Origin of the sequence: Jujubicoccus corallicola, assembly GCF_047345645.1 — a bacterium.
In the GTDB taxonomy this organism is placed as follows: Bacteria; Pseudomonadota; Alphaproteobacteria; order Rhodobacterales; family Rhodobacteraceae; genus JBLEFH01.
This window is the reverse complement of the sequence record NZ_JBLEFH010000015.1, coordinates 1-9,525: the sequence shown is the minus strand read 5'-3', so window position 1 is coordinate 9,525 and position 9,525 is coordinate 1. Positions and strand designations below refer to the sequence as shown.

The window sequence follows — 9,525 nt, the reverse complement described above, 5'->3', positions numbered from 1 at the left end:
AGCGGTCTGAGCGGAAGCGTCTCGGCGAAACACAAGATGTAGTAGGTCGAGTTTTTCACCTAAATCGACCGTTTTTGGCGAATACCTTCCGGCAGGAGGTTTATGTCCGGTGTGCCGACTTTCCCGGCCTTATGTATCAAACGCACCAAGCACCGATCAAATTTTCTGATGGCGGTTGAATGTTAGATTTTGTCTCGTACACTCAGGCGATGAGTGAAGCACCAGCCGTTTTGCGCCTGCGCATACAAACAGAAGAACCTGTTGAGATTGATGCCTTTGTTGGCGCGTTTACATCCTTGGCAGAAGAATATCGACGCGACATCAGGGAAAATTACCCAGATGCCGATCCAGAAGCGCGAATTTTTGTAAAAGAAGTCCGCAAGAAATGCATTGAAGCTGATTTAATACCTTACGTAGCTGCTGCTGCACCATTTTTGGCTCAGATGGATCAAGTTATCATCGTAGAGCAATTTGTTCGCACATGGGGAAGGCGCATTACATCTCTTGTCAGCGGCAATTTGGGCGACTGGTCTCCGAAGAAAAGCGAATTGAAGGCATTGGTAGACGCGACTGAGGCCATTGCCAGAGACCCAAACGCGAATTCGACACTTGAAGCCGTAACTTTCGAAGACGGGAAGAGCCAAGTTAGAGCATCTTTTCAATTCTCTACCAGCGAAGCGAAGGACGCGCAGGTCACGATTGATGGTGTTTACAAGGAACTCGAAAAACCAACTGGTGCGGACCACGAGCGAGTGCTGATGCTGTTCACTCGATCTGATGTGGGCAACGCTACGGTTGGTAAGCGCTCCGGCGAGAGGGTCCTCATCGAAGAGGTTCACGGCAAAGCCTTGGCGCTGATGTATGCATCAGAAATGGCCGAAGAGCGAATAAAACATGAAATCCGAGAGGCAGAAGACAACATTTACAAGAAGGGCTTTGTTGTAGACGTGAACGTTAGAATGGTAGGTGGTAAGCCTTCCGTTTATGCCGTGACTAACGTCCACGAAATTATCGACCTACCAGACGACGACGAGCTGCACTAAAGGCGCAGGTCATCCACGCCAATCGCTGTCAAGCATTGCAGCATGTACGCTGCGCTAAACTTGCCCCGTGACAGCTTATTACGAACGTTCGGCTCTTTGTCCCCGATCATTTCTGCTAGCTGGGCGTAGGTTACACCCTGTCGCTTCAGTTCTGCTTTCAAAATATTCGCCGCCTTGGCTTCCCAATCGCTCTGGTCTGGCATCATCCGCCCTCACTAGTGATAAAGGCACTATAAATGTGATATTTGCCATTGTCAACGCGACCTATATGCACTATATATGTGATATAGGTAATCACGAACGGTACAATGGCACAGCACTTCCTCCTTTCAGCAGCATCTCGGTCGCTTTCACTGCGCTCGATTTACAAAGCTGGCGAAGAAGCGGCCTATGAAATGTTCTGCCAAATGCGCTGGCCTGAGACAGGCGGTGAAGCCGTTTGCCCATGCTGCGGCTTTGATGGGGCGTACAAGATCACCACGCGTCGCAAGTTCAAGTGTAAGGCATGTCACCACCAGTTCAGCGTGACCAGCGGCACAATCTTTGCCTCGCGCAAGATGGCTTTTGTCGATCTGCTGGCCGCGATCTGCATCATGGTGAACGCCTCCAAGGGCGTGAGCATGATTCAGCTGTCACGCGATCTGGACTGCCAATACAAAACCGCCTTCGTGCTGGCCCACAAGTTGCGCGAGGCGATGGCGCTGGAAGTCCACACGGGCGAAGTTCTGGAAGGTCATGTTGAGATTGATGGCGCATATTTTGGCGGTCATATTCGCCCAGAGAACGCCAAGGCTGACCGCAAGGATCGTCGCTTGAAGCGCCACCAGACCGGCAAGCGCCGCGTTGTGATTGCCATGCGCGAGCGTGAGGGCCGCACACTGCCTTTCGTGGGCCAGTCTGAGGCAGAGGGCGTTGCGCTGGCTAACGAGAACGTATCGCGCCTGTCCACCATGTCAGCGGATGAGGCAAGCCATTGGGATGAATTGCACATGGGCTATTACGTTGACCGCGTGAACCACTCCGAGATCTACAGCGACCACGGCAAGCACACCAATTGGGTTGAAAGCTATTTCAGCCGCCTGCGCCGTATGGTTCAAGGCCAGCACCACCACGTATCACCGCAGTACCTTTATCAGTACGCGAACCACGCTGCCTGGCTGGAAGATAACCGTCGCACCGACAACGGGACGCTGGCGCGGATCGTGGTCAGCAATGCGATGAGATCGCCCGTGTCGCGACGGTGGAAGGGATACTGGCAGCGGGTGGCTTAATGGCCAAGAATACTACCTTCCCGGTCGATCCAGACTAAGAAGAAAGTTCCTTTTGAAAAGAAGCCGTGAACTCTACCTTTCGGGCCAACGTCAAGACTATACATCCTGACGTCCTTACTAACTGAGGGCGGTAGCTTCTTGCTCGTCGCTCCTTTGTGTGAGTGGCAAGTCTGTGTAACTGCTGTAACTTGGCTTTCTGTCTTGGTCGCCATCTTTTCGACAAAACCAGAAAACGCCTTGAGCTCTTTTGGCTGCCACTTTGAAAAGCACTCGTTAGCGCGCTGAAAGTACCTCAAATTAACGCTTGCAGGCTGTTTCCCCCCACCAAGGTTGGCAGCGGCGTTGACTACCGGGCTACCTTCTGGCTGCCCTGCGTTGATCTTAAAGAGCTTTGATCGGTTTTTTCTCGATTTTGCCGCCATAGTAATTCCGCATCAATAGCTTTGAAATTTTCGTATCTGATGCAGCCTCAGGCGGCAAATCTCCGCGCGCGTCCAGCCACGGCTGTTCGCTATGTGTCATTTTTTCGAGCTTCTTGGCCCCATACTGGCCATACTCATCAAACACAGCCTCTAGATAGCCTTCAACATCCTGAGGGACACCCGGACCTGCTTCAGGGGCCAGAGCCTCCCAGCCTTTATTGCGATATTTTGCGTACAGGGAGCGCACCACGGGGCCGTGCGCCCACGCCTCAAAGTCTTCTTGAATCAGTGGCTTATCAAAGTTCGCAAGAAACCAAGCGTCAGCGTAGTACACCAACTTTTGAAGCTTCAATTGGGTGATAGCCTCACCTGCATCGCGGTCAGCGTGGTTCACAAACCAGCGAGCGACAGCCTTTGCGCCTATGGGTTTCCAATCATCAAACATAGTCTCGTCTCCCACGTTTAAGATAACGTGTCATTACCAAAATGCAAAAACCCGCTCCGAAACGGTGCGTCAAATCGAGTCAGGCAAGCCGCCACAAACACCCATCCGGCCCAAAGTCCTGCACCACATGCCCGCCTTTCTGTTGCCGTTGCAGCGCATCCCGCACCCTCTTAAGCACATCGGCATGAACATCATCACCCCAACCCTTAGATGCGATAATTTCCGCCGCTATCGTCTCATCATCCGCAGACGCTTCTCGCAGCGTGTTGATGATCGTCAGCTTCAACTCATTGCGCCCGAATAGCTGCTTGTACTTCCCGCGCGGCGCTATGCCTTTGGGATCGTCTGTATAGCCGCACAGCACCAGCGCACGGTCTATGGCGTCCAGATCGGCCTTCAGGGCGTCAGCGGCCTTTACGGCGGCTTTGTGCTGGCCCGCTATCTCACCGCGTTTCTTGATAAGTCCGTGTATCGTGTGATCCATGCCATATTATGGATTCACGCGGCCCGATTGTTCAGCTAGATTTTTGGTGCGTTTGATACATAAGGCCGGACTTTCCTGCCATTCGCTGCAACGCCTCGATCTGTGCCGCGCTTGCGAGACGTTTTGCTCCAAGGGGAGGAAACCAGTCTTTCGCTGCATCATCATTAACCGGATCCCGTAACATCGGAGCGGACATTCATGTAGTGAATAAAAGTTGGATCGGAAGTGTCGTTCATAATTGCGGTAGCACATGGCCGCTAGCACTCCCTCAGAAAATTGCATACCTCGTGTCATAATACCGTTGCGGACAAACAATGACTTGCAACCGGAAGTCGAGCGGAACAGATTGAAGAAGCCGCAACGGCATGGCTGCGAAATTCAGAGCAAGGAAGTTGGTATTGAGTAGTTCGATTGGTGATCGCTTTGAGTTTGATGAATCTGCAGTCGCGATTGGTGACGAGCCTACCTTGAAAGGTGCCCTTTGGAGGGTCTACGATAAAAAGAACGGGCATGCTGAACGTCTACTAAGAACTTGGCGGAAGACCGGAACCGACATCGACGACGAATTGCGGTCACTGTGGCGATACGAAATGCGGCAGGTGCGTCGTTTGATGCGCTACAGAGATGCGAGTGACCTAATTGTCGATGTTTTGGAAGAGTTGGAAGACGACGAAGAGTTCGCGCTCGTTTTGGCGGCTCGTGGGGACCCAATTTCGGCGGGGGGAAGGGGGCGGCGTTCTCGCGTGAGCCCAATCGGGCGGCAAAGGATTCTTGTATGGCGGAACATTTCCCGTCTAGTTCGAGCTTTGGGAATTCTTCATGATCAGGCGATCTTGCATGGCGATTTGTCTCAGGACTGCATTTTTTCAGAAGGTGGGGATGAGCCAGATTTTAGGCTCGGAGGATTTGAGTGGAGTGTCCGACTAAATGCGGACGACCAATCTCGAGCAAGAAGATCGAAATGGCGGCCAACCAAAACGTTCTCCTTTCGGGCTGATTGGGCCCAACTTGGAAAGATCTCGGCGGATTTGCTTGGTTCAGAACAATCAGACACGGCCATTTCGAATATGACTTCCAAAGAGCAACGAGTTTTGAGGCTGTTGACGGTGCCGCGGCCCAACCAACCCTTGGATGCCAAAACCGTAGCACGGGAAATCGAAATAGTTGTTTTGGATCTCCTCCGCTTGGAAAGTGGACGGCAGGGGCAGCTGATCTTGATGCCAAACCCTGCGACCTTGGGACCTAAGCTAGTTGAGCATCTTGGCACTGCAATTGACCCCGACAACTTCTCAGATCACTGCAAGTGGCTTCAGGCTGATTTGCAGTCTGATGTTCGGGTTGCTCCTCGGTTCGATGGGAATCAACGCAAACAATGCGAAATTGTAACAAGTTCTTTTCGGTATGTAGTGGAGCCACTTCGGCATGCTACTGATTGGCGCGCTGGCTATCTAAAGGCGCTTATTCCGAATGATGGTCGGGGTACAGGTGCGGCCGATCCCAGAGAGCTTGACTCTCCAATTGTTGTGGTCCCGAACAGGAAAGAAGCCACTGATTTAGCAAGAAAGCTAGGGCCTTCGGCCATCGAATGGGATCAATTTTCACGGCCTCCAGACGAAGATCAACTACCATCAGCAAATGTTCTAGACGCGCTCCTTTCTATCGAGTTGATTGAAGCCGTTGCTTCTACGCTGGATGCCTTTCCTGTGGCTGTCGTTGAAGACTCGTCTGACGATCAATGCGTTGCGCTCAAACTTGTAAGTGATGACGAGCACCAAACCCTGATCGAGCAAGTGGGCTTGCGGCCGGATTCGGAACGCCTCGGAGACCTGTTGGATAGTTTAGACGACACTCCCTGGCGTTTGTCGAACTCTCCAAAACTCGGATGGAGTGGTTCAGCAGATATCGATATTAACTTTGCTCATTCTGACTACGCTCCTAGTGGTGAGCAGATTCATTTTTTTGATTGCTACGAAGTTCCGACAGGCAAACTCTTTCTCAAACCTCCACGTGACATTAGAACTGAGAGCCAAGTTCGAAGACGCTTAAGAAACATCCTTCTGCTTGAAGGGCGAACAGACGTCACCGTCGGATTTGATGACCCGTGGCTGGCTCGGCGGACTCGATTAGCGAGCGAACTAAACGGTGAACCTGACAATGATCTGGATGAACCAAAACGTCGCGCCTTGGAACTAATTTCAAATACGGAACCTTACGTGTACGTGGTTGGTCCGCCAGGAGTGGGAAAGACATTTCTGGTCTCCCGGGCAATTAAGCAGATATTAAAAAGCAAGCCGGATGCGCGTATTCTGGTTACCGCTCAGGGTCATGAAGCACTGAAGAATATTCAAGATGAGCTTAAAACGGTAATTCCCGAGGATGGTACAATTATCAGAATTGGAAATGACGACGAGCGCTTCGCGGACTTAGATCATGAAGCTCAAAATGTTCTGTCGAGATTATGTAGGAGCGAAGCGCTCCAACTTAGTAGTTTTCGAAAGTTTCAGATGTCTCTGAAGGAGACACTAAAATCGATGGAAGCCGCTGGAAGCGCACGCCACCCAACGGTTTCACGAGTTGGGGATCTAATTCTTCAAACCGCGAACGTAGTGATCGCAGGATTAAACTCTTTGACGATCAGTGATTTCGCTGAGGATGCAGAAGAGTTTGACTGGCTGATCGTCGAAGAGGCCGCCCGTGCGTTAGGGCCAGAGTTGGCAGGCGCGTTGCCACTCGCACCAAGAAAGATCTTGATTGGTGACCACAATCAACTTCCTCCGCACAAAGCTGAGGAAATTGCGCGACGCTTCGAACCAACGGTCGCAAAGAAGCTGCTGGGGATGGCCGAAAGCAGATTAAGTTTTTCGACCGATACAGACAAGATTTTGCCGCTCGTACGGGCACTTCTTGAGGATGATGAGCGCTTCCAGGCAACAATCAGTAGAGCAAATCGATTGCTTGAACCGTTTCGAACGTTGGTCGAGGAGGATGAAAAGGCTGTTGAGCAAAAGGGCTCAAAACACCGGCGGATTTCTGTTACTCTCACTGAGCAACGTAGAATGGACCCTGCAATAGCAGAGATAGTTTCTAACGTGTTCTATGGTGGAGATCTCAAAACGGCTACATCGACTGGAGCCCGAGAGACACCCGTCAAAATTAGCGGTAATTTTCCTTCGGAACCGATAGTTGTCATCGACTTCCCTAGCCTGCAGAGCACGGATCGCATCGAAAACTACGAGAAGCGTCAGGGGAAGTCTCTGTCCAATCCAAGTGAAGCCGATGAATTAATTCGGGCGGTCAAATGCCTCGAAGGGGGCGCTTTAGACGGGAAATTGCCCTCGTTGGCAGTACTTTCACCATACAGAGGTCAGGTGGAATTGATTAGTCAACGACTACTCATCGAATATCCCAATAGCGGAGGGCCGAAAGGCTTTCGACCGGTTCGGGACGATTTGGGGTTTGTAGGGACCGTAGATGCCTTTCAGGGGAGTGAGGCTGACGTCGTTCTCTTGAGCTTAGTTCGTAACAATGCCCGAGTAGGTGGAGGCGGTCTCGGTTTCCTTCGAGACCGTCGCCGGATGAACGTTGCGATCAGCCGCGCCAAACACAAGCTGGTTATCGTGAGTAGCTTGACCTTTATGGATCTCGCTTCGAAAGGAATAAATCCGAAAGGAGATAATCCTAAATGGGCATTTGTTCGGGACTTGGTAAGCGAGCTGCGTGACAGAGATAAAGTATTGAACGGCGGAGTTCGTATTCTAGAACCGGGAAAATTTGGATAATGCAGACTGTTTTCTTACCTGCAGTTAGGTGGCGTTTCAGGGCTTTTGTGGCTCGACAACAACGTTGGACAGTTATGCATGAAGCAGTCCTTTTGAAACTCATCCGTGTACCGTCTTCAATGCGCGAACTGAGCAGTCAGTTGTCACTTAATGAACAGGTATTGACCGCAACCATGTCCCGCTTGATGCGCGCTGGCCTTGTGGAACTCTTGATCGAGAATGAAGTTGGTCGTTTTCGCGCGACTGGACTCGGGGCAGACATTATCGCCTCAGGGACAGAACCAAGGGTCGAAGAGGAAATTCGACCCAGACCCATCAACGCAGTATTTTTGCCGTTAATCGATAGCATAGTTCGTATAAGCGACGTTCGCTTCGTGCCATTGAAGGACAGCCGACTACAAGGTGGGTTGCTCATACCCTCGACAAGAAGAATGGACTCTAGGGACCACTATGATACGATCTACGATCGGTTGACTGAAACTGTGCGGCTGAGGCCAAACGAAGCAGTTCGGTCAGTAGATCCAAATTCGATAGACGTTAGGGAGGGCTTTGTTGAGGTTCGCCATGAAACGCTACCAAACCTTCCCGAAAAAGATGCAAAGGCAATAGCCAAAATCGTCAACGCTCGCCGCAGGGGCAATGACGTAAAATCTCTGCCACATGACAAGCCATACAGTATGGATTTTCCAGAACTGACGGTACCATGGAAAGTGGATGACTTAGTCGTCGGGGGCAGCAGCCAAAAGGCACTCTTTGAAAAGGTTGTTGAAGCTGCGACCGAAAGAATAGTAGTTCTTTCAACTTTCATCGACACCGGCAACGTTGACCAAATCTGGCCTACCCTTGAACGTGCCGCCGAGCGCGGTGTCAGCGTTGATTTGCTCTATGGGGCCGCCGGCGATGATGCTGCTAAACACGGTGCCAGAGCACAAGAGCTATCAATGCGGGCTGCCTCATCCCGTTACTCGAAACTCATAAAGATCCACAAGGATTCCATCACTTCTCACACAAAATTTTTGATCGCTGACGATGGCATGGGTAGCTACGTTGCTATCCTTGGATCTTGCAATTGGCTCTCAACCCCCTTCAACGCAGTTGAATTTTCTTACATTATTAGGCATCCAGCTTTCGTTGCCCAAGTCGCTGCGGTGTTTCGGCGAACTTCGCAAGGGGCGAAACTCTCTAATGATCTTGTGTCCTTTTTTGGATCGTTGAACCGCTGGGGTGACGCCACGGTCTCTACCTCTCTTTCCACTGAAAATGTGGGCGTGAAGCTTAAACTCGTTCTTGCGAATGAACATGCAGCAATAATTCGGAGAGCTGCCACAGAGGCGAAGAAACGTCTGATTATTGGCTCACACAGGTTTGGTTCAACTGCCGAGCAAGCGATGCTAGTTGCGGCCGCCAATGCAGCCAAAAACGTTGAAGACATGCGCGTGATCTACAGCATGATCCGAAAACCTCAGTTTGGAAGCGACGTCACCGCACTGCGAAAACAGTACGAGCCAAAGGGTGTGAAATTTGTGCATTTAGATCCGCAAAAGAAGCGTACGCCCATCCACGGTAAGTACCTGATTTGGGATAAAGACAATGCAGTTGTCACGAGCCTCAATTGGGCTTCTGCCACGGTGAGTGACGAGGATCAAACATCTGAGCTCGGGATTCATTTTAAGGGGCCCGAAGTAGGCGAAGCAATTCTTCGCAAGTTGGAGAAAGAAGTTCCCCAAATTGATGGTGATTTTCGAACAAGTGCCAAGAAAAAATGATGATAGTCGCATATACTGTGAGCTTTGCGCTTATTGCGAGCGTCCGCTATGCGGACTGCAACCGCAGAATTCGTTGGCCCGGTTGGATGGCGGCTTGGGGCCGTCTGTTAAGACGGCCCTTAGCCTTCAGATTTCTACCGCCTCGGCGATGGTCAGCGCATCTTCGAGTTCAACACCGAGATAGCGCACCGTGCTGTCCATTTTCGTATGGCCCAACAAAAGCTGAACCGCGCGTAGGTTGCCGGTCTTGCGGTATATCTGCGCGACCTTGGTGCGCCGCATAGAGTGGGTGCCATAGGCGCTCGGCTCTAGGCC

8 protein-coding genes and 1 pseudogene are annotated in these 9,525 nt (G+C 51.3%); 4 read left to right on the top strand and 5 right to left on the bottom strand.

Annotated elements, in window-relative coordinates; genetic code table 11:
• Nucleotides 1-179 precede the first annotated feature (179 nt).
• Complete coding sequence (locus ACMA5I_RS15855) at nt 180-1,043, top strand: hypothetical protein (protein WP_525887257.1); 864 nt, start codon at nt 180-182, stop codon at nt 1,041-1,043.
• On the opposite strand, the gene ACMA5I_RS15850 is transcribed toward ACMA5I_RS15855, so the two are convergent.
• Entirely contained in the window at nt 1,040-1,246 is a 207-nt protein-coding gene (locus tag ACMA5I_RS15850; RefSeq protein WP_525887256.1) for a DUF6471 domain-containing protein, read from the bottom strand. The genes ACMA5I_RS15855 and ACMA5I_RS15850 overlap by 4 nt on opposite strands.
• 105 nt (nt 1,247-1,351) lie before the next feature.
• On the opposite strand from ACMA5I_RS15850, the gene ACMA5I_RS15845 reads away from it, so the two are divergent.
• The gene (locus ACMA5I_RS15845) at nt 1,352-2,314 is read left to right on the top strand and encodes an IS1595 family transposase (RefSeq protein WP_525887255.1); all 963 of its coding nucleotides are present in this window, start codon (nt 1,352-1,354) and stop codon (nt 2,312-2,314) included.
• Here the strand turns inward: ACMA5I_RS15845 and ACMA5I_RS15840 are convergent.
• The 3 genes from ACMA5I_RS15840 to ACMA5I_RS15830 form a co-directional block, all read right to left on the bottom strand.
• A complete protein-coding gene (locus ACMA5I_RS15840) occupies nt 2,311-2,736 on the bottom strand; it encodes an MAG6450 family protein (RefSeq protein ID WP_525887254.1) in 426 nt (141 codons plus the stop codon). The genes ACMA5I_RS15845 and ACMA5I_RS15840 overlap by 4 nt on opposite strands.
• Nucleotides 2,696-3,181 carry a Panacea domain-containing protein gene (locus ACMA5I_RS15835; RefSeq protein WP_525887253.1) on the bottom strand — a complete coding sequence of 162 codons (486 nt, stop codon included), beginning with the start codon at nt 3,179-3,181 and terminating at the stop codon, nt 2,696-2,698. The genes ACMA5I_RS15840 and ACMA5I_RS15835 overlap by 41 nt, the downstream gene beginning before the upstream one ends.
• A gap of 79 nt (nt 3,182-3,260) precedes the next feature.
• A complete protein-coding gene (locus ACMA5I_RS15830) occupies nt 3,261-3,665 on the bottom strand; it encodes a hypothetical protein (protein WP_525887252.1) in 405 nt (134 codons plus the stop codon).
• Nucleotides 3,666-4,030: 365 nt separating this feature from the next.
• Between ACMA5I_RS15830 and ACMA5I_RS15825 the strand changes: the two genes are divergently transcribed.
• A complete protein-coding gene (locus ACMA5I_RS15825) occupies nt 4,031-7,444 on the top strand; it encodes a DEAD/DEAH box helicase (RefSeq protein WP_525887251.1) in 3,414 nt (1,137 codons plus the stop codon).
• A 74-nt stretch (nt 7,445-7,518) separates the two neighbouring features.
• Entirely contained in the window at nt 7,519-9,210 is a 1,692-nt protein-coding gene (locus ACMA5I_RS15820; protein WP_525887250.1) for a phospholipase D-like domain-containing protein, read from the top strand.
• A 126-nt stretch (nt 9,211-9,336) separates the two neighbouring features.
• Here ACMA5I_RS15820 and ACMA5I_RS15815 read toward each other — a convergent pair.
• A pseudogene (locus ACMA5I_RS15815) lies at nt 9,337-9,525 on the bottom strand (integrase); the annotation flags it as partial.